The sequence below is a fragment of the Lysobacter silvisoli genome, from assembly GCF_003382365.1.
In the GTDB taxonomy this organism is placed as follows: domain Bacteria; phylum Pseudomonadota; class Gammaproteobacteria; order Xanthomonadales; family Xanthomonadaceae; genus Lysobacter; species Lysobacter silvisoli.
In genome coordinates this window covers 158,470-183,461 of the sequence record NZ_QTSU01000001.1, presented here as the reverse complement: position 1 = coordinate 183,461, position 24,992 = coordinate 158,470, and the positions used below count along the sequence as shown (strand labels likewise).

The window sequence follows — 24,992 nt, the reverse complement described above, 5'->3', positions numbered from 1 at the left end:
GCACCTTCGCTCAGAAGCGGTGCCAGACGCGCACGAAGTAGGCCGCGCCGTTCAGGCCGAACTGCACGCTGTCGAATACGTGGCCGTTGTCGGTCTCGTTCGGGTCCTGCCGGGTCGGCTTGACGTCGAAGATGTTGGCGCCGCCGACGGTGAGCTTGGTGTTCTCGCTGAAGGCGTAGGTCACGCTGAGATCGGCCGAGGTCTTGGCCTCGTAGCGCGCGTTGGGCACGCCGGCGGCGGTGCCGGAGAAGGTGCCCAGGGTCTGCGGGCCGAAGTAGATCACCTTCAGGTCGCCTTCCCAGGCACCGCGGCTGTAGTCGAAGCCGACGATGGCCTTGGAACGCGGCGCGCCCTGCTCGATGAACAAGCGCTCGCGCTCGGACAGCAGCACGTCCTCGCGCCCGACCAGGGCCGGCGGCGCGTGGATGCCGGTGACCTTGGTGCGGTTGAGGTTCACGGCGACGAAGGTGCCCAGCTTGCCGCCGGCCCAGTCGGCCTCGTGGTTGAAGGTCAGGTCCAGGCCTTCGGTCTTGGTGTCCACCGAGTTGACGAAGAACTGCGCCTGGCCCACGCCCAGCGCCTGCAGGATCGGGCCGATGCTGGGGTCGCTGGTGTCGAAGCGGCCGCTGAGCACGATGCGGTCGTCGATGTTGATGCGGTAGGCGTCCAGGGTGAACGAGGTGTTCGCCGTCGGCGACCAGGTCAGGCCCAGGGTGTAGTTCTTCGAGGTCTCGTCCTGCAGCAACGGCAGGCCGGCGGCGTCGGCGATGGTGCCGCCGTTGGGCGCGATCACCACGTCCACCGGCTCGCCGTTGATGAAGTCGGTGATGGTGGACGAGAAATACTTCTGCTGCAGCGACGGCGCGCGGAAGCCGGTGCTGGCCGAGGCGCGCAGCATCAGCGTGTCGGTGGCGCGGAAGCCGGCGGCGAGCTTGCCGGTGAGGGTGTCGCCGAAGTCGCTGTAGTCCTCGTAACGCAGGGCGAAGCCGGCGGTCAGGCGGTCGGTGAAATCCGCCTCCAGGTCCAGGTAGGCGGCCCAGCTGTCGCGCTCGTGGCTGCCGGCGTCGCCGGGCTGGAAGCCCGGGAAGCCCTGGCTGCCGGCATTGCCGCCGGTGCCCACGCCGTCGGCGTCGATGTAGGAGCCCGGCTCGCCGGCGTAGATGGTGTAGCGCTCGTCGCGGCGCTCGGCGCCGAAGGCCAGGTTGAAGCCGTTGAACACGCCGTCGAAGTAGCGGCTGACGTCGAAGTTGTAGGTGTTCTGGCGGAACGAGAAGCCGCCGGCATCGAAGCTGGACGCGCTGACGCCGCGACCGCCGTTGAGCAGGTCCAGGTTGGCGATCGACGCGTTGAGCGTGTGGTTGATGTCGTAGCGCAGCTCGTTGTGGCCGTGGGTGGCCGACAGATCGGCCTGCCACTCGCCCATGCTCCAGCGCACGCCCAGGGTGCCGAAACGGTCTTCCAGATCGCCGTCGATGAAGGGCACGAAGCCGTCGGGGTACATGGCCGCGGAGTTGCGCGAGGGAATGTCCTCCGAGCCGATGCCTTCGCGCGCGAACGCGGCCGAGGACGCATCGCGGTTCTGCAGGCCGGCGACGAAGTACAGCGTGGCGTTCTCGGTCAGCGGCTTCTCGCCGTTGAGGAACAGGGTCTGGTTGCGGATCTTGGAGTCGCCGATGATGCGCGGGCTGCCCTTGGGCTCGGAGCGGTCGGAACGGCCGCGGTCCTGGTACTCCAGGGTGATGCCGAGCACGCCGTCGCTGCCCAGGCCCACGCCGCAATAGCCCGACGCCAGCCAATTCTCGCCGTCGCCGCGCGAATACTGGCCCCAGCCGGCCACCGCCTCGCAGCCCTTGCGCTTCTTCAGGCCGATGTTCATCACGCCGGCGATGGCGTCGGAGCCGTACTGCGCGGCGGCACCGTCGCGCAGGATCTCGACGCTGTCGATCGCCATCAGCGGGATGGTGTTGAGGTCGGTGCCGGTGTTGCCGCGGTTGCGCGCGCCGAACAGGTTGACCAGGGCGGTGGTGTGGTGGCGCTTGCCGTTGACCAGGACCAGGGTCTGGTCCGAACCCAGTCCGCGCAACGCGGCCGAGTCGATCAGGTCGGCGCCGTCGGCGCCGGTCTGGCGGGTGGAGTTGAACGAAGGCGCGGCGTACTGCAGCGACTGCGCCAGGTCGAACTGGGCGCCCTCTTCGGTGGCCTGCGCCATCGGCAGCACGTCCACCGGCGAGATCGAAGCGGTATCGGACGAGCGTTGGCTGCGGCGCGAACCCAGCACGGACACGGTTTCCAAGGTGGTGGCTTGGCTGGACGACTGCTCGGGAGCCGGCTGCTCCTGCGGAGCCTGCGCCTCCTGGGCCAGAGCCGGCACGGCCACGGCGAGCCCGCCGGCCAGCCACAACGCGCCACGGACGGCGCGGAACAAACGCGTGCGGTGCTGCCTCATTCCCCTCTCCCCAGGTATGGACTTGGTGGCCTAGCCTAAGGGGATTCCTGGCCGTATGGACGCCGAATGTGAAAATTTTGCTAAAGATTTGCGACGGGCGGCCGGGTCCGGGCCATGCCCCGGCCGGCCGCCGCCCAGGCCCGCGATAATCCCGATCCGTTACCGACCCCCACCTGCCGATGCCGATGAGTCCCACCGCCAAGGCCCAGTTCCAGATCCACTTCTGCGTGCTGCTGTGGGGCTGCACCGCGATCCTGGGCAAGCTGATCACCCTGCCCGCGCTGCCGCTGGTGTGGTGGCGCATGCTGATCGTGGTCGCGGCGCTGGCGCTGCTGCCCAAGGTCTGGCGCGGCTTGCGCGCGATGCCGGCGCGGCTGCGCTGGTCCTACGCCGGCATCGGCGTGCTGGTGGCGCTGCACTGGCTGACCTTCTACGGCGCGATCAAGCTGGCCAACGCCTCGGTGGCCGCGACCTGCATCGCGCTGGCCACGGTGTTCACCGCCCTGATCGAACCCAAGCTGGCGCGGCGCCGCTTCTCCAAGCGCGAACTGGCGCTGGGCATCGCGGTGCTGCCGGGCGTGGCCCTGGTGGTGGGCGGCGTGCCCGCCGGCATGCGCTTGGGGATCGTGGTGGGCGCGGTCTCGGCGCTGCTGGTGGCGCTGTTCTCCTCGCTCAACAAGCGCCTGGTCGAACACGGCGATCCGTTGACCGTGACCGCGCTGGAGCTGGGCGCCGGCACCCTGGCGCTGACCCTGCTCGCGCCGCTGATGCCGCTGATCTTCCCCGCCTTCGCCGGGCCGCTGCTGATCCTGCCCGACGCGCACGACGCGGCCCTGCTGGTGACCCTGTCGCTGGCCTGCACCCTGCTGCCGTTCGCGCTGTCGCTGGTGGCGTTGCGGCACATGACCGCGTTCGCGGCGCAGTTGGCGATCAACCTGGAGCCGGTGTACGCGATCGTGCTGGCGATCGCCTTGCTCGGCGAGCAGCGTGAGCTGAGCGCGCTGTTCTACGTGGGCGTGGCGATCATCCTGTCGGCGGTGTTCGTGCATCCGCTGATCAGCCGGCCGCGCGCGGTTTCGCAGCCGGAGCTGCTGGGTACGGCGGAAGCCAAGCAGTTGTCCGAGTAGGCGCGCTTCCTGTACGACCAAAGCCGTTGCCTTGGGGTAGCAGCGGCGTGAGCCGCGACCGCCATGCTTCGGCCAACTGCGCAGTCGCGGCTCACGCCGCTCCTACCCCAAAGCGAAGGCAATCCATGCGCCGGTTTCATCGCTCGCCAGAACTGGCAGCGGGTGCTCCATCCAGCCGCGTGTCCAGACCCTCAGCGGCCGCGCGCCGACCTGGCGCGATCAGCCACAGCGCCCAGCTCGTGCCCACGCCTGACGTCCTTGTCCGACGCATGCGGGTCTGCACGCTCAGGCCGCTCCGGCTCGCCACACCATCAGCGCCGGCATTGCGCCGCCACCCACTGCGCGGCCTGCGCGATCGGTTCCTCGGTGCGTACGTCGGGCACGAGCTCGTGCTCATAGGCCTGGCCGTTGCGATCCACGGTCGCGGCGGTGGTCAGCGCCAGCAGGCCGCCGTTGGGCAAACGGATCGTGGTGTTCGCAGTCGAATAACCGGCCGTGGGCGCACCGAAGTAGCGCACGCCGGCCTGACCGCGGAACAGGATGGGCGTGATCTCGCCCGAGCTCGCGGTGCGCGGGCCGATGACGAAGGCGATGGACTTGGGCAAACGCGGCGGTAGACGGCTTAGCGACGGGTTGAGGAAATGCGCGTTGCCGTCGTAGTAGATCGCGCCGTCGCGATTCTCGATCGGGGTCTCCACGCCTTTCGCATCGCGGAAAGCCCCCAACCTGCCTTGCGACAACAGCGGCGCCAGGCCGGTCACCATCGGCCACATGTTGCCGCCGGTGTTGGCCGAGAAATCCAGGATCAGGCCGCAGTCGGATTGCGCGAGCGCGGCGATCAGGGCGTCGCGCACGCGCAGCGCCGCCGCCGGCTGGTCCTGTCCGCTCCAGGCGTTGATCCGCAGCACGGGGATGCCCTGCTGCGCCGGCCGTGCGACCGCGATCGCGGGCACCGGCATGGGGTCCCTGATGGGGCGTGCCGGTGCGACCGTTGCAACCGCCGCGGCGGCGGGGGGCCGATAGAACGTGTGCTTGTCGCCCAGGGCGCGCAGCACGTAAGCGATGGCGGCATCTTCGCCCTGCGTCCGCTCGATGGATTCGGCCTGCGCCCGCACCTGCGGCCAATCGACGTGCGAGGAACGGTAGGCCCGCTCCTGCGCCGACGCGATCACGGTGTCCAGGCTCTGCGCGGCTTGGGCCGCTCCCATCGAGGCCAGTAGCCAGAACGCCACAACGATGCGCATGCGGACCGCTTAGGAGGAAGGTAGCGCGATTGTGGCGATGCCCGCGCGGGCCGGTCAATCGCGCTCCCCGCAGACACGGGCGCCCGCGCCGACTATCCTTCGGATCGTCCCGTTACCCATCCGCGCCAGGAACCCCGATGGACCCGAACACCCAGCAAGACCTAGCCCGACTGTTCATGCGCATCGTCCTGGGCGCGCTGATCCTGATGCACGGCATCGCCAAGCTCAACGGCGGCATGGGCGGGATCGTGGATCTGGTGGAGTCGCGCGGCCTGCCCGGCTTCCTCGGCTACGGCGTGCTGCTGGGCGAGGTGCTGGCGCCGATCCTGTTGATCGTGGGCTGGCATGCGCGCGTGGGCGGCGCCCTGGTCGCGATCAACATGCTGTTCGCGATCTTCCTGGTCCACATGGGCCAGCTCAACGACCTCAACGGCCAGGGCGGCTGGGCGCTGGAACTGCAGGCCATGTTCCTGGTCTCCGGCCTGGCCCTGGCCCTGCTCGGCCCCGGCCGTTTCAGCGCCAACGGCAAGTAAGCCGCCCGGCTAGTCCTCGGACGCGACCACGCGGTTGCGTCCGCCGCGCTTGGCTGCGTACAGCGCCTGGTCGGCGCGGGCGAACAGGCGCTCGGCGCTGTCGCCGTCCTGCGCCACCGCCACGCCCACGCTGACGGTGACCGCCAGGGTCTGCGTGGCATGCGCCACGGCCTGGCGCAGGTACTCGCACTGCAACGCGGCGTCGGCCAGCGCGCGGTCGTAGATCAGCCACACGAACTCCTCGCCGCCGTAGCGCGCGACCAGGCCGCTGGCCGCGCCGGTCGCCCGCAACACGCCGGCCACGTCGCGCAGCACTTCGTCGCCGGTGGCATGGCCGTGCACGTCGTTGACCACCTTGAAATGGTCCACGTCGACCACCGCCACCGCAACCTCGCGTCCGGCCTGCAACGCCTGCTCCAAGGCGACGTTGAACGCGCGCCGGTTGGCCAGGCCCGTCAGCGCATCGGTGCGGGTCTGCTCGGTCAGATCGGCGTTCTGCGCCTCCAGCTCCTGCTGGTAGCGCTTGAGCTGCTGTTCGTACCAGTTGCGCTCGGTCAGTTGGTGGTTGAGTTCGCGGCTGACCCGGCGCAGTTCCAGCAGATGGCTGACCTGGCGCGACAGCGCCTCCAGCGCGCGCACCTGATAGGGCGCCAGCTCGCGCGGCTCGTCGTCGAGCACGCACAGGGTGCCCAGCGCATAACCGTCGGGCGTGACCAGCGGCGCGCCGGCATAGAAACGGATGTTGGGATTGCCGGTGACCAGCGGGTTGTCGCTGAAGCGCGCATCGTCGCGCGCGTCGGGCACCACCATCACCTTTTCCGGTTCGAGGATCGCGTGCGCGCAGAAGGCATGGTCGCGCGGCGTCTGCTCGGCCTCGATGCCGCGGCGGCCCTTGAACCACTGCCGGTCGGTGTCGATCAGCGACACCGTGCTCATCGGCGTGGCGCAGATCGCGCCGGCGATGGCGACCAGATCGTCGAAGGCCGTTTCCGGCGGTGTGTCGAGGATGGCGTAGCGCTGCAGCGCGGCCAGGCGTTCGCTTTCGTTGTCCGGCGTCGACGGTTTGATCATGGGGCCTGTAGACCGAGCCCCGGCGGGGCCGGCGGCGGTGGGCTTACTGTACGACGGCGATGTGAAAGCCGCTTAGACGCACGCTCCGCCCAGTCGCCGTTTACAACCGGTGGACCCGGAACTTGCGCCCCTTGATCTTGCCCTCGCGCAGCCGCGCCAAGGCCTGCGCGGCCTGCGCGCGGGCCACGGCCACGTAGCTGCGGGTGGGAAACACGTCGATCTTGCCGACCTGGTCGGCCTTGAGGCCGGCGTCGCCGGTCAGCGCGCCGAGCACATCGCCGGGGCGCAGCTTGTCGGTGCGGCCGGCGTCGATGCGCAGCGTGGCCATCGGCGCCTGCGGCACCTGCGGCGGCTTGCCGCCCAGCGGATTCGCGCGCTCCCAGCGCAACGGCCGACCCTGGCGCTCCTCCAACGCCTGCGCGCGCGCGACCTCGCGCGGCGCGCACAGGCTCAGCGCCACGCCGCCGCGACCCGCGCGGCCGGTGCGGCCGATGCGGTGCACGTACACGTCCGGATCGGTGGGCAACTCGTAATTCACCACCGCCGCCAGGTCCTGCACGTCCAGCCCGCGCGCGGCCACGTCGCTGGCCACCAGCACGCTGCAGCTGCGGTTGGCGAAGCGCACCAGCACCTCGTCGCGGTCGCGCTGTTCCATGTCGCCGTGCAGGGCCAGCGCGGCGAAGCCGTAGTGGTTCAGCGAGCCCACCACCTCTTCGGTGTCGCGACGCATGTTGCAGAACACCACGCAGGACTCGGGGCGGAACTCCAGCAGCAGCGCGGCCAGCAGCGGCGTCTTCTTGGCCGGCTCCACTTCGTAGAAATGCTGCTCCACCTGCGGCTGCGCCTCGCCGCCCTCGACCGTGACTTCGACCGGGTCGCGCAGCATCTTGGCCGCCAGCGCGCGGATCGGCTCCGGGAAGGTGGCCGAGAACAGCAGGCTCTGGCGCGTGCGCGGGGTCTTGCCGACGATCTCGCGGATCGGTTCCTCGAAACCCATGTCCAGCATGCGGTCGGCTTCGTCCAGCACCAGCACGCTCACGCCGTCCAGGCGCAGCGCCTGCTTGCGCAGCAGTTCCTGGATGCGGCCGGGCGTGCCGACCACGATGTGCGGCGCGTGCTCCAGCGAGGCCAGCTGCGGGCCCAGCGGCATGCCGCCGCACAGCACCGAGACCTTCAGGTTGGCGATGGCGTAGGCCAGCTTGCGCAGCTGCCGGCCGACCTGATCGGCCAGTTCGCGCGTGGGGCACAGCACCAGCGCCTGGGTACGGCCCAGCCCCGGGTCCAGCCGCTGCAGCAGGCCCAGGCCGAAAGCGGCGGTCTTGCCGCTGCCGGTGGGGGCCTGCGCGATCAGGTCGCGACCGTCGAGGATCGCGGGCAGGCCCTGGGCCTGGATCGGGGTCATGCGCTCGTAGCCGAGCGCGGCCACGCCCTGCAGCAGGGCCGGCGACAGCGGCAGCGAGGCGAAATCGGAAGGGGGGACGGCGGAAGTCTGGTTCATGCCACATGATCGCAGCATTGGGCCGAGCCTGCGCTCCAGGCGCCGCGCCGGCTTATCCTGAGGCGGCGGCCGCGGCAGCCCGGCCGGTACGGAGCCTGCGCATGGACCCGCAATTCACCCACGTACGCATCCTGCTGGGCATCGTGCTCGGCCTGGCCATCACCACGCTGCTCAAGGGGATGGCGCGCTTCGTCCAGCACCCTGGCCGCGAGCGCATCTACTGGGTGCATCTGGGCTGGGCGATCTCGGTGTTCGTTCTGCTCGCGCATTTCTGGTGGTGGGAGTTCCGGCTGATCCATCTGCACCCGTGGAGTTTCACCGCCTATGCCTTCCTGATCGCCTACGTGGTGGTGCTGTTCCTGCTGTGCACGCTGTTGTTCCCGGACGACATCGGCGATTACCGGGGCTGGCAGGACTACTTTCTGTCGCGGCGGCAGTGGTTCTTCGGGATCATGGCGCTGAGTTTCCTGATCGACTTCATCGATACGGCGATCAAGGGGCGGGAGTACTTCGACAGCATGGGCGCGGAGTATCCGGTGCGGAACGCGGTTTATGTCGTGCTGTGCCTGGTGGCGATGCGTACGCGTTCGGAATGGTTCCATCGGGGGTTCGTGGTGTTCGGGTTGGCTTATGAGTTGTCTTGGATTTATCGGTTGTACGACTTTGTAGAGTGATGTTCCGGGCTAGAGCGACGGCTCCGTCCTGCCTATCCCCCTTTGCGTGTCTTCCCCCTTTGGAAAAGGGAGACTGAGGGGGATTTGCCTTGGCTGTTGCTCTTACAGGCAACAGCAACAGCTTCCGCCTGCTGCGCATGCGGGTCACTTTCTCTTGCTTGCCCAAGAGAAAGTAACCAAAGAGAAGGGCAGTGTTATTTCGACGCCGTGCGCGGCGAGGTCGGGGCGGGCGCGGTGATTTTTCGATGGTGCATCCCTGCACCAGCGAAAAACGGCGCACATCCTGTGCGCCGCCCTTCGGGTCTTCCGATTGGGACCGCGAGGGCGGTAACGGCGTTTGCGATCAAGAGCATTCGCGCGCTGCGCTCATCCCCCTCACCCTAGCCCTTCCCGCTCACAGGATGAGGGGCAGCGCTTGCGAGCCATTGGCTCGCACTGCACCCGGGGCGGGTTGGGGTGAGGGCACGGCCGCGGACGCCTACCGCCGGTCGGGGCAGACTTGACAGCGGCTTCGGCTCGATAAAGCATTTAGCAAATTAGTTAATTATTGAATTCAAGCCGCGCTCGCGTCCCGGCGCGGGCCTCCGAAGGCTTGTCCATCACGATCCAGGAGCCGCCATGCACGCCCTGCCCGACAGCTTGCACACACACCGCGTGCGTTCCCTGCCCGATGCCGGCGCTGCGGTGCGCGCGGTCAGCGAAGGACGCGTGGTATGGGAGCCGGTGCGCTCGCTGTGGTTCACGGCGATGGCGTTGGGCGCGACCATCGGCAGTGCGCTGACTTTCAGTTGGAGCGCACTGGCGTTGTTCATAACGAGCACCGCCACCGTGCTGCTGCTCGGCCATTCGCTGGGCATGCATCGCAAGCTGATCCACGACAGCTACGACTGCCCCAAATGGCTGGAGTACCTGCTGGTGTACTGCGGCGTGCAAGTGGGGCTGGCCGGCCCGATCGGGCTGGTGCGCACCCACGATCTGCGCGATTACGCGCAGCGGCTGCCGCAGTGCCACGACTATCTGGCCCATGCGCGCGGGCCGCTCACCGATGCCTGGTGGCAGCTGCATTGCGAACTGCGCCTGACGCGGCCGCCGCGCATCGAGCTGGAACCGCGCATCGCCCAGGACCGCGTCTACCGCTTTCTGCAAAGCACCTGGATGGCCCAGCACCTGCCCTGGGCACTGCTGTTCTACGCGCTGGGCGGCTGGGGCTGGGTGTTCTGGGGCGTGTGCGCGCGGGTGACCGCGGGCGTGTTCGGCCATTGGCTGATCGGCTACTACGCCCACAACCACGGCTGCATGCACCACGAGGTGCGCGGCGCCGCGGTGCAGGGGCGCAATGTGCGTTTCGTGTCGCTGCTGACCATGGGCGAGTGCTGGCACAACAACCACCATGCCTTTCCCGGTTCGGCGCGGCTGGGCCTGTATCCGGGCGAATGGGATCCGGGCTGGTGGCTGCTGCGCGGACTGGAACGACTGGGCTGGGTGAGCCGGCTGCGCCTGCCCGAACACCTGCCGCCGCGGCCGGAACTGCGGCGCCTGCCCGAACCGCCGCCACGTGCCTGCTGCCGCGCCCCGCGCCAGGCGGTGACGCCATGAACGCGCCCGCACCGCGCGCGCGGCGTTCGCCGATCCAATGGCTGTGGCCGTTGGTGGCCGGCGTGGCGGTCGGCCTGGGCCTGCGTTGGGTGTTCAGCGCCAAGGCCGGCGAAGCTTACGCGACCATGCTGGTGTCGTTCGTGCTGCTGGCCCCGCTGGTGGTGGGCATGGTCGCGGCCTATGTGGCGCAACGCCGCGGACCGCAGCACTGGGCCATGCATTTCGGCCTGGGCGTGCTGGCCAATGTGTTCTTCATCATCGGCACGATGGTGATGGGCTGGGAAGGTGCGATCTGCGCGATCCTGGCGTCGCCGATCTTCACCCTGATCGGCGGTGCCGGCGGATTGCTGATGAGCGCGATCTTCCGCTTCACCGCTCGGCCCAAGCCGCCGCTGTATGGCTTCCTCGCCCTGCCCCTGGTGCTGGGCGCGCTGGAAAACCCGCAGCCGCAAGGCCGGATCGAGCAGGTCGAACGCACGGTCGCGGTGGCCGCGACCCCGCAAGCGGTATGGCAGCAACTGATGCGCGCCGACGCGATCCGCCCCGACGAGGTCGACGCGGCCTGGAGCTACCGCATCGGCGTGCCCAAGCCGCTGTCGGGCCTGGTCCACGAGGACGCGCGCGGTCTGGTGCGCGAGGTGCGCATGGGCAAAGGCATCCATTTCCGCCAGCTCTCCACCGACTGGCAGCCGCAGCGCTACGTGCGCTGGCAGTACGCCTTCGACGAGGATTCGGTCCCGCCCGGTGCGCTGGACGACCACGTGCGCATCGGCGGCGAATACTTCGACCTGCGCGACACCACCTACACCTTGATCCCGCGCGAGGGCGGCACCGAGCTGAAGGTGAGCATGAGCTACCGGGTCAGCACCGGCTTCGACTGGTACGCCGCGCCGCTGGCGCGCTGGCTGCTGGGCAACCAGTGCCAGGTGCTGCTGGACTTCTACCGCCACCGCGCCGAGGCCGCGCCCCCGGTCTGAGCCCCTGCCCGGCCCCGTGTGAGGATTCGCCCGCCGCCGCGAATCATGTGTTCGACTAGACACTACGGCATACGGGCATGGAACGGTTGGGGGGACAGGTGGGCAGGCAAGGGACGGCCGCAGGCGAGCAGGTCCGGCAGCGTTTCGGCGCGCTGCTGGAGGCGCACCGCAAGATCGTGTTCAAGGTCTGCCATACCTATTGCCGGCACGCGGACGATCGCGCCGACCTGGCCCAGGAGATCGCCGCGCAGCTGTGGCGCGCCTATCCCGGTTACGACCCCGAGCGTCCGTTCTCGACCTGGATGTACCGCATCGCCTTGAACGTGGCGATCTCCTACGTACGCAGCGACGGCCCGCGCCAACGCCTGGCGGTGCCGCTGGACGAAGACCTGCACGACCTCGCCGACGACAGCGCCGACCATGAAGCGGCGCAGCGCGTGCGCGCCCTGCACCGGGTGATCCAGCAACTGGAGCCGCTCAACCGCGCCCTGCTCCTGCTGTACCTGGAAGACCGCAGCTACCGCGAGATCGCCGAGGTGCTGGGCATCAGCGAAACCAACGTGGCGACCAAGATCAACCGCCTCAAGCAACGCATCCGCGACGACCTGACGGCCTGAGCGCCGCTACCGACCATAGACGACCGACATGAGCAGCCACACCATGGAACTCGACGATCTCAAGCTGGCCTGGCAGAGCCTGGACCGGCAACTGGAAACCCAGAACGCACTCAACCTGCAGCTGCTGCGCGAGCGCAAGCTGGACCAGGCGCGCGGCAGCCTGCGCCCGCTGTATTGGGGGCAGTTGCTGCAGATTCCCTTCGGCCTGGCCTTCGTGGCCCTGGCTTCGCTGCTGTGGATGAGCGCGCCGCAACACCCCTCGTCCATCGTCGCCGGCATCGTCATCCACGTTTACGGCGTGATCACCCTGATCTGCGCGGGCGTGGTGCTGGGGCAGATCGGCAGGATCGATTACGCCGCGCCGGTGGTGGAGATCCAGAAACAACTGGCGCGGCTGCGCCGCCTGTACGTGCGCACCGGCATGTTCGCCGGCCTGCCCTGGTGGTTCCTGTGGGTGCCGCTGCTGATGACCCTGGCCGGACTGGGCGACGTGGACCTGCTGGCGCGCGTGCCGGGACTGGTCTGGGGCGGCCTGGCCGGCGGCGCGGCGGGCCTGCTGGCCACGGCCTGGTTCCATCGCTGGTCGCGCCATCCCAGCCGGCCGCGCCTGGCCCGGGCGATGGACGATGCGATTACCGGCGACAGCCTGCGCCGCGCGCAGGCGGCGCTGGACGAGGTGCTGCGTTTCGAACGCGAGTGAGGCGCCTGCCCCGCCGCTTTCCCCAACGGCCGGCGCTCAGCCGGCCGCTTTCTTGGCGCGCCGGCTTTCGCGCTTGAGCGGCCCGCCGACCGGGCAGATCTCGAACGCGAACTGGGTCAGGGTGTTGACCAGGTTGTCGGGCACCAGCTTGTAGACCACGTACTGGCCGCGCCGCTCGCTGCTGATCAGGCCGGCGTTGACCAGCACCGACAGGTGCCGCGACACCGCCGGAGCGCTCATGTTGAAGCGCGCGGCGATGTCGCCGGCCGGCAGTTCCTGCTCCGACAGGTAGGCCAGGATCTGCCGCCGCGGGCTGGACGCCAAAGCTTCGAAAATCTTGTCCTGCATCATGGCGATGGGCACCGAAGGAGCGAACGGGAAAGGCCTGCGCCGAGCGCAAGCCCATGATAGCCCTGCGCGCGGGCGGCGGATGACCGGGGCCGCAATCGCGGGGCGCGCGAACGCCGCAGCCGCGGCGGGGAGGTCCCCGTCGCGGCCCGGTTCACGCCAGCTGCGGTGCGGCGCATGCGCCTCAACGCATCGAGCCCGGCAGCGGCGGCGGCGCGCCGCGGCCGGCGGCCTGCGCCACTTCCTGCTCGTAGCGCTGGTCGCGCATCCAGCCGGCGACCGTGCGGCCGTAGCGCGAGATCATCAGCATGTTGAAGAAGTGCATGGCGCCCAGCATCAGCACCGACACGCCGATCTTGCTGCCCACGTGGGCCACCGGATTGCCGAGCAGGGCGTCGGTGTTCCAGCCGTCCAGGCGCAGGGCGATGAAGCCGATGTTGATCAGGTAGAAGCCGACCACCAGCAGGTGGTTGGTGGAGCGGGCCAGGGTCTCGTTCTGGCCGAAGCACATGACCAGGAACACCTCGCCGTTGCGCGACAGGGTGCGGGCCACCCAGATCGTCATGGCGATGGAAATGGCCAGGTAGGCCAGCAGGCTGAACTGGGTGACGACGGCGGTTTCGATCATGGCCTTGCTCCTCGGATTTAGCTATTTGTTTATTTAACTAAAATGCTAAATACAAATCGCGGCAAGTCAAGCGCCGTTCGTCGGCATGCTGCGGAGAGCGGATGCGGGGGAATGGATCAGGGGCCCCGGGTGTCCCGGGCCCCTGCTTCAGGCCGCGGCGCGAGCCGCCGCGGCCGGGCGCGCTCAGGCGCGGGCGCGCACGCGCTTGGGGTAGCCGACCATGCGCTGCAGCTCTTCGTCCCACAGCTTCAGCCGCGCGCACTTCAGGCTGGTCCACAGGGTCAGCCGCGGCGCGGACTGCAGCAGCGCGCTGGACTCGAAGGCCTCGCGCAAGCGGTAGTTGGGGATGCGGCTGGAGAGGTGGTGGATGTGGTGGTAGCCGATGTTGCCGGTGAACCAATGCATCACCCGCGGCAGGTCGTAGTACGAGCTGCCGGCCATCGCCGCTTCCTGCGAGCTCCAGTCGTCCTTGCGCGTCCAGTAGGCTTCTTCGAAGGTGTGCTGCACGTAGAACAGCCACACGCCGGTGGCGCCGGCGATCAACACCACCGGCAGGTGCACCATCAGCACCGTGCCCCAGCCGATCGCGAAGCCCAGGCCCAGGAAGGCCAGCAGCAGGGTCAGGTTGTTGAGCAGCACGCTCGCCCACTCCTTCTTCCAGGTGAAGGGCAGGTCGAACGGGAAGCGGTGCTTGAGCACGAACTGGTAGACCGGGCCGATGCCCAGCAGCACCGGCGTGCTGCGGTAGAGGCGGTAGCTCATGCGGCCCAGCCAGGAGCGCGCGCGGTACTCGGCCACGGTCAGGGTTTCGATGTCGCCCATCTCGCGGCGGTCCAGGTTGCCCGAGGTGCCGTGGTGCACGGCGTGGGTCTTCTTCCAGTAACCGTAGGGGAACAGGGTCACCAGGCCCAGACAGCGGCCGACGGTGTCGTTGGCATGGCGGCTGGCGAAGAAGGAGCCGTGGCCGCAGTCGTGCTGGATGATGAACAAACGCACGTACAGGCCCGCGGTGGGCAGCGCCAGCAGCAGGGTCCAGCCGTAGCCCCAGTCGCCGACCAGGCTCCAGGCCATCAGGGCCCACAAGGCGGCGAACGGCAACAGGGTGTTGATCAGTTGCCAGACCGCGCGGCCCAGGTGCGGTTGGGCGTAGCGGGCGCACAGCTGGCGCAGTTGGGCGGCGACGGACGGTTCGGCGGGGGCGCTCAAGCGGATTCTCCTGGAAGGAGACCCATTGTCGGAGGCGAACGATGGCGCTGCAATGACGTGCGCTGGCGTAGGGTTGTGATGTTCATCCGGATTCCCGCGCTCGCCGGCCCCGGGCTACCCTGGCGGCATGAGCGTCTGGCACGTCTATCTGATCGAATGCCGCGGCGGCAGCGTCTATACCGGCGTGGCCGTGGACGTGCAGCGCCGCTACGCCCAGCATGCCGCCGGCAAGGGCGCGCGCTACACCCGCGCCCACCCGCCGCTGCGGCTGCTGGCCAGCTTCGAGTACCCCGACCGGTCCGCGGCGCAGCGAGCGGAGCATGCGATCAAGCGGCTGGCGCCGGAGCGGAAGTGGGCGCTGTGCGCGGGGGAGCGGTTGCCGCCGTGATGGGGGGGGATCGAGGATGGATGACGCGTGTTGCGACGCGAGGTTGTCGCTGCGCGTGCCCTCACCCCAACCCCTCTCCCGCGAGCGGGAGAGGGGCTAAAGCAAAGCGGCGTCGGATGCATTCCCTCTCCCGCCTGCGGGAGAGGGCTAGGGTGAGGGGGTGAGCGCAGCGAATGCTCTCGACCCTCGCTCGGGCACCGAACTCGCAGCCCCAATAGAAGACCCGGAGGGCGGCGCACAGGAGGTGCGCCGTTTTTCGCTGGCACAGGGACGTGCCATCGAAAAATCCCCGCGCCCACTCCGATCTCGCACGGGAGCTCTGGTGTAGCGTTTTTCTTTGGTTACTTTCTTTTGACGCTTATCAAAAGAAAGTTACCCGGCCGCTTGCGGACGGAAGCTGTTGCTGTTGCTTCAACCAGCACACCCACACACCTTCGCGAGTTCGGAGCTGATCGCGGCTTACGCCGCTCCTACCCCAAGGCGTCAGAGCAGACCCCACGCCGACCGAGGGCTTGGTCGTAACTGTGGATTCGCGGTCGCAGCTTGCGCAGCGCCTACAGGGGCGATCGCGGCCTTCGTCGCAGTTGTGCGGTGCGGATGGCGGTCCGGCAGCGCTGGGCAGTGGCTTAGGTCTGATTCGGCACCAGTACGATCTTGCCTTCGCGCTCGCCCGCCGCCGCGGCCGCCACCGCGTCCTTGATCCGGTCGATGCCGTACACCGCCTGCACCCGCGTGCGCAGTGCGCCTTGCGTGATCAACCCCGCCAGCTCCTGCAACAGCCCCACCCGCTGCGCCATCGGCGCCAGACGGTACCAGCGCGCCAGCCAGAAGCCGCGCAGGGCGATGTCGCGGAACACCAACTGCGCCGGCGACAACGCGCAGGCCTCGCCGCTCATCGCGCCGTAGTTGACCAGTACCCCGCCCTCGGACAGCGACTGCGCCAGGCGCTCGGTGGCGCCGCCGCCGACCGCGTCGATGCCCAGCCGCACCGGCGCGCCGTCCGTGGCCTCGCGCACGCGGCGCGACAGATCGTCGCCATCCACCAGCACCACGTCGCCGCCGAGCTCGCGCACGCCGGCCACCGCCGACTCGCGCCGCACCACGTTGAGCGTGCGCAGGCCGCGCAGCGCGGCCAGTTGCACCAAGTACCCGCCCACGGCCGAATTGGCCGCGTTCTGGATCACCCAGTCGCCGGGCTGCAGGTCGACGAATTCGGTCAGCAGCAAACGCGCCGTCGGCGGATTGACCGTGATCATCGACAGCTGCACCGGATCGGCTTCGGGCAAAGGCAGCAAGGCGCGCGGGTCGGCCAGCAGGTGCGTACTCCAGCTGCCGCCGCTGGGCGGCAGCAGCACCACGGTTCCGATCGCCGGCGCACTCACTCCCTCGCCCAGCGCCGCCACCCGGCCCACGCCTTCGTTGCCGCCCACCGCCGGCAGCGGCGGCAGCAGACCGTACTCGCCGGTCAGGGTCAGCAGGTCGGACGGATTGATCGGCGCGGCCAGCACCTCCACCAGCACCTGCCCGGGCGCGGGCGCCGGCGTGGCCGATTCGACCGCGGCGATCACGTCCTGCGGCACCGGGCCGCGCTGCTCGTATCGGGCCTGCTTCATCGCTTACTCCATTGGGGGCGCCCGGACCGGGCCTGCCGCCACGTTACTCCGCCGGCGGCGCTTGCGCGCGGCGGCCGGCGCTGCGACCCTGCTCGGCGAATTCCCGCAACGATGCCCATGAACCCCATCGATTTCGAACTCGACCGCGATCACGTCGAACTCAACCAGCTGCTCAAGCTGGCCGGGCTGTGCGGCAGCGGCGGCCAGGGCAAGGCCATCGTCGCCAGCGGCGAAGTCACGGTCGACGGCCAGGTCGAGTTGCGCAAGACCTGCAAGATCCACGCCGGCCAGACCGTGCGCTGGCAGGGCATGGAAATCCGGGTGATCGCCGCGCGCTGAGGCGCGCCGCCCAGGCCACCGCTTCAGGCGATGGGCAGCGCCTCGTCGGCGCGACACAGCAGGTCGTGCAGTTCGCGCAGGGCTTCGGCTTTGGGGTCCAGCGGCGCATCGCCGAAGTCGGCGACGTAGCGGCAGGAGGCGTAGCCCAGGGCCGCCTGCGCGTAGTCGACCAGCCAGGCCAGCCGCGCGGGCAACTGCGCCTGTTCCTGCGACCAGGCCGCGGTGGGCGGCACGATCTTGCGGGCGATGCCGATGCGCCAGGGCTTGGGGCTGACGCGCGCGCGGAAACAGTTCTGGGCCACGCACATGGCGGCGTAGCGGCCGTCGGCGCCCAGCGCGCGAAAAGCCTCGGCCGCCTCCGCCTCGCGCGGCGCGAACGTGCGGTGCAAGGCCATCAGGCGGAAGCCGGCCGGGGTGCGGTACAGGCGCAGGCGCCAGTCCGGACGCGCGGCGATGAAGGCGTCGATGCGCGCACGGGCGCGCGCTTCCGGCCCGCCTTGGGCCTGGTAGGCGCGCCGGCGCAGGCGCCGCACCACCATCGTGGCGATGACGACCGTGGCCACCAGCACGCCCAGGAACAGCGCGAACGAGCCCTTCCACACGCCCACGGCGATCGCCGCGACCAGCACCGCCAGCAAGCCGCGCCACGACAGCGCGCCCCCGGGCTCGGCGTCGAAGTCGACATCGGCGAACAGCACGTCGGGCGTGTTGAGGCAGAGCGCGCCGTAGCTGTTGCGGGTGATCACCGCATCGCCGTGGCGTTCGACGATCTCCTCGCGGATCGGCAGGCCTTCGCTGCCGCCGTAACCCACGCGGTGTTCGCGCCGCGGCAGCGGCTCGCCGGCCAGGATGCGCTGCAACGCCTCCTGCACGCGCGCGTCGGCGTGCGCCTGGGCGTCGGCCAGGCTCGAATCGGACCAGCCGAAGCGGCGCACGGTGACTTGGCGGCGATGGCTGCGGTGCTGCAGCCGCGCCTCGGCCCAATAGGCTGGAACGATCATCCTTGCGCGCTCTCCCCTGTTCGCGGCCGGCGATGGTAAGGCAAGCCGCGCGGCCCGGCGCGAGCGCCCGCCACGCGTATTGGCGGAACGTGGCGGCTACGTGCCGCCCCGACCGCGTCCTAAATCCGACGTAAGTCACGTTATCATGCCGGTGTGAGTCGCCACGGCGACGGCCCTGCCGTCTCCGGCTCGCTTGGGGACCGGACCGCTGCCGCTGGCAGGGCCGGACAGGACGAACGGACTCCACTGGTGCCGGCGCCCGCGCGTCGGCTTTTCGCTAGTCGTTGAAGGAATAACCGCACAATGAAGACCGCACTCAGGGGCATCTCGTCCGCCGGCCTCGCCCTGGCCTGCACGCTGGGCCTGGGCCTGACGCTGACCGCCACGCCCGCTTCGGCGCAGCGCAAGAGCGCGCAGGAACAGCGCGCCGAGAAGACCGCGCAGATTCCGACCTGCGCCAAGAGCCTGGGCACGATCTCGGTGATCGAGCCGGAGGATTCGGTGAACTGGTGGAGCGGCCAACAGCTGCCTGCGCCGAGCAAGCTGATCAAGGTGTTCGTGAGCAAGTCGCGCTGCTTCACCCTGGTCGACCGCGGTGCCGGCATGGACATGGCCATGCGCGAACGCGAACTGGCCTCCAGCGGCCAGCTGCGCAACCGCTCCAACATCGGCAAGGGCCAGATCAAGGCCGCCGACTACGTGCTGGTGCCGGACCTGATCGCGCAGAACAACAACGCCGGCGGCAACGCCATCGGCGGCCTGCTGGGCGGCCTGGTCGGCGGCGATGTCGGCCGCGTGGCCGGCAACCTCAACTTCCGCAAGAAGACCGCCGACGTGGTCCTGACCCTGACCGACGTGCGCTCGTCCGAGCAGGTGGCCATGGCCGAGGGCCACGCCAAGAAGACCGACATCGGCTTCGGCGCCAGCGGCGCGCTGTGGGGCAGCAGCGGCCTGGGCGGCGCCGGTGTGTCCGGCTACGCCAACACCGAGCTGGGCCAGGTCATCACCCTGGCCTACCTGCAGGCCTATACCGAACTGGTCGGCGAACTCGGCGGCGTGTCCGCCAACGCCTCGGCTTCGAACGCGCAGCAGGCCGTCACCGTGGTCAAGCCCGGCCGCCTGTACACCGACGCCAGCGGCAAGGGCAAGGTGGTGCGTTCGCTGGAAGTGGGCATGATGCTGTACCCCACCGGCAACAAGCAGGGCGCCATGTGGGAAGTGGAAGACGAAATGGGCAACAAGGGCTGGGTCACCTCGCTGGCGCTGGAGCTGTCGAAGTAAGCCGCCGCGATCCGGTTGTCGCGAAAGGCCGCCGCGAGGCGGCCTTTTGCTTTGCTGGGCCGGTCCGCGAGCGCGATAGCCCCCGTCATTGCGGCGAAAGCCGGAGCCCATGTTGACGTTGCTGTTCGCTTCCGTCGCGAATCTCAGCGAAGATCAAAATAGATTCCGGCTTCCGCCGGAATGACGGAACGGAATCGTGGTGGCTGAGCCGTCGCGCGAGGCTCAACGCTCCGGCCAATGCCAGGCCGGCGCATCCAGCAGCCCCTGCCCCTGCAACGTGGTGCGGCTCATCGCCTTCTCCAGCCGCAAGGTATTGCAACCCGGCTCCTGTTCCAGCGCCGCGATCAGGCGCGTGGCGTGAGAGACCACCCAGATCTGGGTGCGCCGGGCCGCGTGCGCGATCAGCCGCGCCAGCGCCGGCAGCAGATCCGGGTGCAGGCTGGTCTCGGGCTCGTTGAGCACCATCAGCGGCGGCGGCCGTGGCGTGTGCAGGGCCGCGATCCACAGCAGATAACGCAAGGTGCCGTCGGACAGTTCCGCCGCCGACAGCGGCCGCAGCAGCCCGTGCTGGCTGAACTCCAGGCCGAAGCGGCCGCCGTCGGCGACCACGTTCACGCGTGCGCCCGGGAACGCATCGGCCACCGCCGCGTCCAGCGCGCCGCGATCGCCGATTTCGACGATGGTCTGCCAGGCCGCAGCCAGGTCGCGGCCGTCGTGGCTGAGCACCGGCGTACGCGTGCCCAGCTGCGGTTGCCGCGCCGGCGACTCGCCGTCGGCGCGGAAGTGGTCGTAGAAGCGCCAGCCGCGGATGGTCTCGCGCAGGCTCAGCACCTCCGGCGCACCGACCGGATCGGCGATCTGCGTGTACAGACTTTCGTAAGCGTTGAGGTGCTCGGCCACCACGCGCCAGCCGCGGCCGTCGCGCGCGCGCGCCATCGCGCCGCGGCGGTCGACCAGCAGATTGGAGGCACGCAGGAACGGACCGCTCCAGATGACCTCGCGCTTGATCTCCGGGTCCAGGGCGAAGGCCGACTGCGAAGGCGTCGGCAGGCCCAGATCGATCGCGTAACCGAACTCTTCTCCGGCGAAACCCAGCCGCAGCGACACCGCCTGCTGGCGCGGCCCGCCCCGCACCGGCACCTCGCCGCGCTGCATGCGCGGCGACAACCGCTCCGGCCCTGCCCACAGGGTGGAGCCCAGACCGCCCTCGCGCGCCAGCGCCGGCACCACCCCGCCCTGAGCGGTCTCGGCCAGCAGGCGCAAGGCGCGGTAGAGGTTGGACTTGCCGCTGCCGTTGGCGCCGGTGACCAGGTTCAAGCGCGCCATCGGCACGATCAACTCGTGCAGCGAGCGGTAATGGGCGACGGCGAGCGTGGTCAGCATGGGCGCAGCGAATCCAAACCGGAGCGGAACCGGCATTGGAGACGGCCTGCATCTCAGGCTTTGCGACCGGCCGGTGACGGCGGCGGCGCGGCGGTTCTTCGCGTTTTATGCACATCCGCGTCATCGCGCTTTGCCGCCGCCCGTCGTAGGCTCGGCCCGCGATCTCTCCGCAGCCATGGAGGATGTATGAGCTATGTAGACGGTTTCGTCCTGCCGGTGCCGGAAAAGAACCTGGCGGCCTACCGCAAGCTGGCGCGCAAGTCCGGCAGGATCTGGCGCGAGCACGGCGCGCTGGCCTACGTGGAATGCGTTGCCGACGATGTGGAGCCGGGCAAGGTCACCTCGTTCCCGCAGTCGGTGAAGCTCAAGCCGGGCGAAGTCGTGGTGTTCTCGTGGGCGGTGTACAAGTCGCGCCGGCACCGCGACCAAGTGATCAAGAAGGTCATGGCCGATCCGCGCCTGGGCGATTCGATGGATCCGAAGAAATTGCCCTTCGACGCCATGCGCATGTTCTGGGGCGGCTTCAAGCCCTTCATCGAACTGTAGCCGCCGCTCGGCTTTACCGCGCCCGCCCAGGCTGGAACAATCGGGCGCATTCGCTTGCCGTTGGGGAGAACGGATGCGCTCGAATTCCAAGCTGTTGCTGGTGTTGCTGTTAGCGCCAGGACTGTCGGCCTGCGGCGAACCGGCGTCTCCGCCCGCCGTCGCGGCCGCTGATGCCGGCGGCCGCATCGCCTTCTCCGATCCCGCTGCGACGCGGGTCAGCGTGGAAACCGGCCCCTTGCCGGCGCGCTACGCGGCCGCCTTGCCGACCACGTCCGCAGAACTGCGCGACTGGTGGGAAGACGACAAACGCTTCCCGCCGATCATGCATGCCACCGATGGTATCGCCAGCGGCGACGCGGGCTGGATCGCGCGCCTGCGTCGCAGCGCCGACGCGGTGCCCGCCGCCGACGCCGGGGCGTGGGCCGAGCAATGGCGGCAGCGGCTGCAGTACCGCACGCTGGCGCCCGCGTTTTGCGAGTCGGTGCGCAAGATCGCCGCGGAGCCCGATTCCAACCTGCGCCGCGCGCTGATGCCGGCCTTCGCCCAAGAATGCGCGACGCTGGCCGACGCGCCCGTGGTTTTGCGCGCCGACACTCCGGATCTGGCGGTGCTGGCCTATTACGATCTGGACAGCATGCGCGCTGGCCCGCCGCCCGCGTTCGATCCGCGCCTGGAGCGCGCGGCTCGCGCGCTGATGCAGGGCGACGATGAGCTCCAGGCACGCAGCGCGGCTTTCGTCATGGCAGAACTGCGCCAGCCTGAGGCCACCGCCGCCCTGGAACGCCTGCACACGCAGCTCAGCGCCCAAGGAGCCGAGAGCCAGGAGCGTGCCGACCACGTCGCCATGGCCTTCGCCCATAGCGACAGCCGCATCGGCCAGACCCAGCTGCAACTGGCCTGCAGCCGCCGCGTCGACGATCCGATCTGCACCCAGTTGCGCAAGCCGAGCAAGCCCGAGGCCGCCGAAGTCGAACCGTCCAAGGCCGACCCCGCCCGCGTGCGTGCGCGCATCGAGCAATTGCAGGCCATGGGCTTCACCCGCGTCGTCGACGCCGACCCCAGCGCGCTGGAAGGCGCCGATGTGGTCTCGGTACTGATGGCCGCCGGCTACGCCCACTGGTTCGACGTCGAGACCGGCCAGTTCCCCAACGCCCACGACAGCCTGCTGCGCGAGCTGGCCGCGCTGGTGCGCCCGTCGCTCAGCGGCGTGGTGTTCGAAGAGATCGCGCCGGAGGACGACGAAGGCCCCTACCAGCTCGTGGCCTATGCCGACGGCAAGATCTACCGCACCCGCGCCGAAAACCAGGGCGACTGGTACGACGTGGACGCGGTGCTGCGCCTGCTCGACACACTGCTGCAGGCGCGCAAGTCGGCCGACCGCTTCCTGCCGCTGGGCACCGGCGACCAGACCCTGATCGTGGTCGGCGGGCCGCGCGCGGCCATCGACGCCGCGCTCGCGCAGAAGCTGCTCACGCCGGGCGATCCGGCCGAGTCCGAGCGCGCGGGCAAGGCCTTCGAGGCCCAGGTGCTGGAACAGCTGGGCAAGGAAAAGAAAGCGCCTTGACCCGATCCGCGCCCGCCGACACCGGCGGGCGCGGAGGTTCAAGCGATCACACCTGCACCGTCTTCCAGCGCCCGCGCCGGAACAGCCACAGGGTGAACAGGCCAACCGAGGTCTCGGAGAAGAACACCGCCCAGAACACGCCCGAATGCTGCCAGCCCAGGTGGATGGCCAGCAGGTAGGACAGCGGGATCTGGATCAGCCAGAAGAACACCACATTGATCTTGGTCGGCGTAACCGTGTCGCCGGCGCCGTTGAAGGCCTGCACCGTGACCATCCACCAGCCGTAGACGAAGAACGAATACGACAGGATGCGCAGCCATTCGGCGCCCACCGCCACCACCTTGGGATCGTCGCTGAAGAAGCCGACCAGGGCCTGCGGGAAAGCGAAGAAGGCCACCGACACCACCACCAGGTAGGCCATGTTGTACCAGCCGATACGCCACACCGAGGCCTCGGCGCGCTCGGGCTGCTGCGCGCCCAGGTTCTGCCCGACCAGGGTGGCGGCGGCGTTGGACATGCCCCAGGCCGGCATCATCACGAACATCATGATGCGGATGGCGATGGTCGCGCCGGCCACCGCCTCGCTGCCGATGCTGGCCAGGATGCGCATCAGGAAGATCCACGAGGTCATGGCCACGATCATCTGGCCTACGCCGCCCAGCGAGGTGCGCACGATGTTCCACAGCATCGCTCCGCGCCAGACCAGTTGCGAGAGCGACACGGAGATGTGCTTGCCGCCGCGGAACAGCACCCACAGCTGGAACAGCACGCCCACGCCGCGGCCGATGTTGGTGGCGATGGCCGCGCCTTCGATGCCCAGCGCCGGCACCGGCCCCATGCCGAAGATCAGCAGCGGGCACAGCAGGATGTTCAGGCCGTTGGACAGCCACAGCACGCGCATGGCGATGGCCGCGTCGCCGGCGCCGCGGAAGATGGCGTTGATCACGAACAGCAGCATGATCACCGCGTTGCCGCCCAGCATCCATTGGGTATAGCGGTAGCCGTGCTCGATGCTCCAGGCGTCGGCGCCCATCAGCCGCAACAGGTCCTGGGCGTAGACGATGCCGACCACCGCCGGCAGCACCGACACCAGCAAGGCGATGAAGATCGCCTGCACCGCGGTCATCGCGGCTTCCTCGCGCTTGCCCTCGCCGATGCGCCGCGCGACCACCGCGGTCACCGCCATCGCCAGGCCCATGGCCACCGCGTACAACAGGAACAGATAGCTCTCGGTCAGGCCCACCGTGGCCACCGCCGAAGGGCCCAGTTTGGCGACGAAGAAAATGTCCACCACCGCGAAGGTGGACTCCAGCACCAGCTCCAGCACCATCGGCACCGCGAGCAGGAACACCGCGCGGCGCAAAGGGATCTTGGTGTAGTCGGCGTTGGTGCCGCGGACCGCGTCGCGCAGTTCGCCCCACAACGACGTGGGCGCGTCGTGGGCATCGTTGGCTGCGGAAGCAGGAGGAGACGGATCGGTCATCATTGGCTCCAAGAACATGAGTGCGCCGGCGCAGGACAGGGCCCGATGCCCGATCCAGCCGGCGACACTCCCAGACGACGATCCAGCGGGCCGGAATTCGACATCCGCGCGCACCATAAACTGAATGGCGTGCATGCACATCGGCCTTACGTCCTGCCGGGCTAGCATCGGATGTCGATCCGCGCCCTCCCCGTTCGTCCTATAGGGTGAGGAATCCGCCTCGTAACGAAATGTTTCAGGAGATCGCCATGTCCGGCACCGTCCGCTTGCACCGCGTCTTCACCGCCCCGCCCGAGCGCGTCTACCGCGCCTTCCTCGATGCCGCCGCCCTGGCCAAATGGCTGCCGCCGGACGGCTTCACCTGCACTGTGCACGAACTGGAAGCCAAGGTCGGCGGGCGCTATCGCATGAGCTTCGCCAACTTCACCACCGGCAACGGCCACGCCTTCGGCGGCACCTACCTGGAGCTGGTGCCCAACGAGCGCATCGTCCACGACGACCGCTTCGACGACCCCAACCTGCCCGGCACCATGGTCACCACCATCACCTTGAGCGCCGTGTCCTGCGGCACCGAACTGCAGGTGGTGCAAGAAGGCATCCCCGACGTGATCCCGCCGGAGCAGTGCTATCTGGGCTGGCAGGAATCGCTGACCCTGCTGGAACGACTGGTGGAACCGACCATCCCCGAGTGACCGGGGCGCGGGGCGGCCCGGGCGACCGGGCCGCCCC

At 69.1% G+C, this 24,992-nt stretch carries 24 protein-coding genes; 13 read left to right on the top strand and 11 right to left on the bottom strand.

The features are described from left to right. Nucleotides 1-10: 10 nt before the first annotated feature. Nucleotides 11-2,446: a TonB-dependent receptor plug domain-containing protein gene (locus DX914_RS00870; protein WP_115857202.1), complete on the bottom strand. Its 2,436-nt coding sequence runs from the start codon at nucleotides 2,444-2,446 to the stop codon at nucleotides 11-13. 179 nt (nucleotides 2,447-2,625) lie between these two features. Here DX914_RS00870 and DX914_RS00865 point away from each other — a divergent pair, with 179 nt between their 5' ends. Further along, nucleotides 2,626-3,573 carry a DMT family transporter gene (locus DX914_RS00865; protein ID WP_115857201.1) on the top strand — a complete coding sequence of 316 codons (948 nt, stop codon included), beginning with the start codon at nucleotides 2,626-2,628 and terminating at the stop codon, nucleotides 3,571-3,573. 311 nt (nucleotides 3,574-3,884) lie between these two features. On the opposite strand, the gene DX914_RS00860 is transcribed toward DX914_RS00865, so the two are convergent. Then, nucleotides 3,885-4,817 (bottom strand): S41 family peptidase, encoded by a 933-nt coding sequence (locus DX914_RS00860; protein WP_115857200.1) that lies wholly within the window; start codon nucleotides 4,815-4,817, stop codon nucleotides 3,885-3,887. A 137-nt stretch (nucleotides 4,818-4,954) separates the two neighbouring features. On the opposite strand from DX914_RS00860, the gene DX914_RS00855 reads away from it, so the two are divergent. Next, entirely contained in the window at nucleotides 4,955-5,350 is a 396-nt protein-coding gene (locus DX914_RS00855) for a DoxX family protein (RefSeq protein WP_115857199.1), read from the top strand. Between the two features lie 9 nt (nucleotides 5,351-5,359). Here DX914_RS00855 and DX914_RS00850 read toward each other — a convergent pair whose 3' ends face one another. Beyond that, nucleotides 5,360-6,421 carry a GGDEF domain-containing protein gene (locus DX914_RS00850; protein WP_115857198.1) on the bottom strand — a complete coding sequence of 354 codons (1,062 nt, stop codon included), beginning with the start codon at nucleotides 6,419-6,421 and terminating at the stop codon, nucleotides 5,360-5,362. A gap of 100 nt (nucleotides 6,422-6,521) precedes the next feature. Then, the gene (gene dbpA / locus DX914_RS00845) at nucleotides 6,522-7,919 is read right to left on the bottom strand and encodes an ATP-dependent RNA helicase DbpA (protein WP_115857197.1); all 1,398 of its coding nucleotides are present in this window, start codon (nucleotides 7,917-7,919) and stop codon (nucleotides 6,522-6,524) included. A 101-nt stretch (nucleotides 7,920-8,020) separates the two neighbouring features. Between dbpA and DX914_RS00840 the strand changes: the two genes are divergently transcribed. From DX914_RS00840 to DX914_RS00820, 5 genes are all read left to right on the top strand, one after another. Further along, nucleotides 8,021-8,593: a hypothetical protein gene (locus DX914_RS00840; protein ID WP_196778794.1), complete on the top strand. Its 573-nt coding sequence runs from the start codon at nucleotides 8,021-8,023 to the stop codon at nucleotides 8,591-8,593. A gap of 618 nt (nucleotides 8,594-9,211) precedes the next feature. Beyond that, entirely contained in the window at nucleotides 9,212-10,189 is a 978-nt protein-coding gene (locus tag DX914_RS00835) for an acyl-CoA desaturase (protein ID WP_115857196.1), read from the top strand. Continuing rightward, the gene (locus DX914_RS00830; RefSeq protein ID WP_115857195.1) at nucleotides 10,186-11,166 is read left to right on the top strand and encodes an SRPBCC domain-containing protein; all 981 of its coding nucleotides are present in this window, start codon (nucleotides 10,186-10,188) and stop codon (nucleotides 11,164-11,166) included. The genes DX914_RS00835 and DX914_RS00830 overlap by 4 nt, the downstream gene beginning before the upstream one ends. A 77-nt stretch (nucleotides 11,167-11,243) precedes the next feature. Beyond that, complete coding sequence (locus DX914_RS00825; RefSeq protein WP_115857194.1) at nucleotides 11,244-11,783, top strand: RNA polymerase sigma factor; 540 nt, start codon at nucleotides 11,244-11,246, stop codon at nucleotides 11,781-11,783. 28 nt (nucleotides 11,784-11,811) lie between these two features. After that, nucleotides 11,812-12,483: a serine/threonine protein kinase gene (locus DX914_RS00820; RefSeq protein ID WP_231118083.1), complete on the top strand. Its 672-nt coding sequence runs from the start codon at nucleotides 11,812-11,814 to the stop codon at nucleotides 12,481-12,483. Nucleotides 12,484-12,519: 36 nt separating this feature from the next. On the opposite strand, the gene DX914_RS00815 is transcribed toward DX914_RS00820, so the two are convergent. The 3 genes from DX914_RS00815 to DX914_RS00805 form a co-directional block, all read right to left on the bottom strand. Beyond that, nucleotides 12,520-12,834 carry a metalloregulator ArsR/SmtB family transcription factor gene (locus DX914_RS00815; protein ID WP_115857193.1) on the bottom strand — a complete coding sequence of 105 codons (315 nt, stop codon included), beginning with the start codon at nucleotides 12,832-12,834 and terminating at the stop codon, nucleotides 12,520-12,522. Nucleotides 12,835-13,015: 181 nt separating this feature from the next. Then, a complete protein-coding gene (locus DX914_RS00810; RefSeq protein ID WP_196778793.1) occupies nucleotides 13,016-13,459 on the bottom strand; it encodes a hypothetical protein in 444 nt (147 codons plus the stop codon). A 183-nt stretch (nucleotides 13,460-13,642) separates the two neighbouring features. Next, on the bottom strand, nucleotides 13,643-14,665 hold the full coding sequence (locus tag DX914_RS00805; protein ID WP_196778792.1) for a fatty acid desaturase: 1,023 nt from the start codon (nucleotides 14,663-14,665) through the stop codon (nucleotides 13,643-13,645). Between the two features lie 127 nt (nucleotides 14,666-14,792). On the opposite strand from DX914_RS00805, the gene DX914_RS00800 reads away from it, so the two are divergent. Then, the gene (locus tag DX914_RS00800; protein WP_115857191.1) at nucleotides 14,793-15,053 is read left to right on the top strand and encodes a GIY-YIG nuclease family protein; all 261 of its coding nucleotides are present in this window, start codon (nucleotides 14,793-14,795) and stop codon (nucleotides 15,051-15,053) included. Nucleotides 15,054-15,679: 626 nt separating this feature from the next. Here the strand turns inward: DX914_RS00800 and DX914_RS00795 are convergent. Further along, a complete protein-coding gene (locus tag DX914_RS00795) occupies nucleotides 15,680-16,666 on the bottom strand; it encodes a zinc-dependent alcohol dehydrogenase family protein (RefSeq protein ID WP_115857190.1) in 987 nt (328 codons plus the stop codon). A gap of 117 nt (nucleotides 16,667-16,783) precedes the next feature. Between DX914_RS00795 and DX914_RS00790 the strand changes: the two genes are divergently transcribed. Further along, nucleotides 16,784-17,005, top strand: a complete 222-nt coding sequence (locus DX914_RS00790) for an RNA-binding S4 domain-containing protein (protein WP_115857189.1) — start codon at nucleotides 16,784-16,786, stop codon at nucleotides 17,003-17,005. Between the two features lie 23 nt (nucleotides 17,006-17,028). Here the strand turns inward: DX914_RS00790 and DX914_RS00785 are convergent, their stop codons facing one another. After that, nucleotides 17,029-18,006, bottom strand: a complete 978-nt coding sequence (locus tag DX914_RS00785; RefSeq protein WP_115857188.1) for a hypothetical protein — start codon at nucleotides 18,004-18,006, stop codon at nucleotides 17,029-17,031. A 303-nt stretch (nucleotides 18,007-18,309) separates the two neighbouring features. Here DX914_RS00785 and DX914_RS00780 point away from each other — a divergent pair, with 303 nt between their 5' ends. Next, nucleotides 18,310-19,287, top strand: coding sequence for a CsgG/HfaB family protein (locus DX914_RS00780; RefSeq protein ID WP_115857187.1), 978 nt, complete (start codon nucleotides 18,310-18,312; stop codon nucleotides 19,285-19,287). A gap of 222 nt (nucleotides 19,288-19,509) precedes the next feature. On the opposite strand, the gene DX914_RS00775 is transcribed toward DX914_RS00780, so the two are convergent. Next, on the bottom strand, nucleotides 19,510-20,670 hold the full coding sequence (locus DX914_RS00775; RefSeq protein WP_115857186.1) for an AAA family ATPase: 1,161 nt from the start codon (nucleotides 20,668-20,670) through the stop codon (nucleotides 19,510-19,512). 186 nt (nucleotides 20,671-20,856) lie between these two features. Between DX914_RS00775 and DX914_RS00770 the strand changes: the two genes are divergently transcribed. Further along, complete coding sequence (locus DX914_RS00770) at nucleotides 20,857-21,216, top strand: DUF1428 domain-containing protein (RefSeq protein WP_115857185.1); 360 nt, start codon at nucleotides 20,857-20,859, stop codon at nucleotides 21,214-21,216. 73 nt (nucleotides 21,217-21,289) lie between these two features. Beyond that, nucleotides 21,290-22,780 (top strand): hypothetical protein, encoded by a 1,491-nt coding sequence (locus DX914_RS00765; protein WP_115857184.1) that lies wholly within the window; start codon nucleotides 21,290-21,292, stop codon nucleotides 22,778-22,780. Between the two features lie 46 nt (nucleotides 22,781-22,826). Here the strand turns inward: DX914_RS00765 and DX914_RS00760 are convergent, their stop codons facing one another. Then, entirely contained in the window at nucleotides 22,827-24,263 is a 1,437-nt protein-coding gene (locus DX914_RS00760) for an MATE family efflux transporter (protein ID WP_196778791.1), read from the bottom strand. 230 nt (nucleotides 24,264-24,493) lie between these two features. Here DX914_RS00760 and DX914_RS00755 point away from each other — a divergent pair, with 230 nt between their 5' ends. Further along, nucleotides 24,494-24,955, top strand: a complete 462-nt coding sequence (locus DX914_RS00755) for an SRPBCC family protein (RefSeq protein WP_331250635.1) — start codon at nucleotides 24,494-24,496, stop codon at nucleotides 24,953-24,955. Nucleotides 24,956-24,992: the final 37 nt, after the last annotated feature.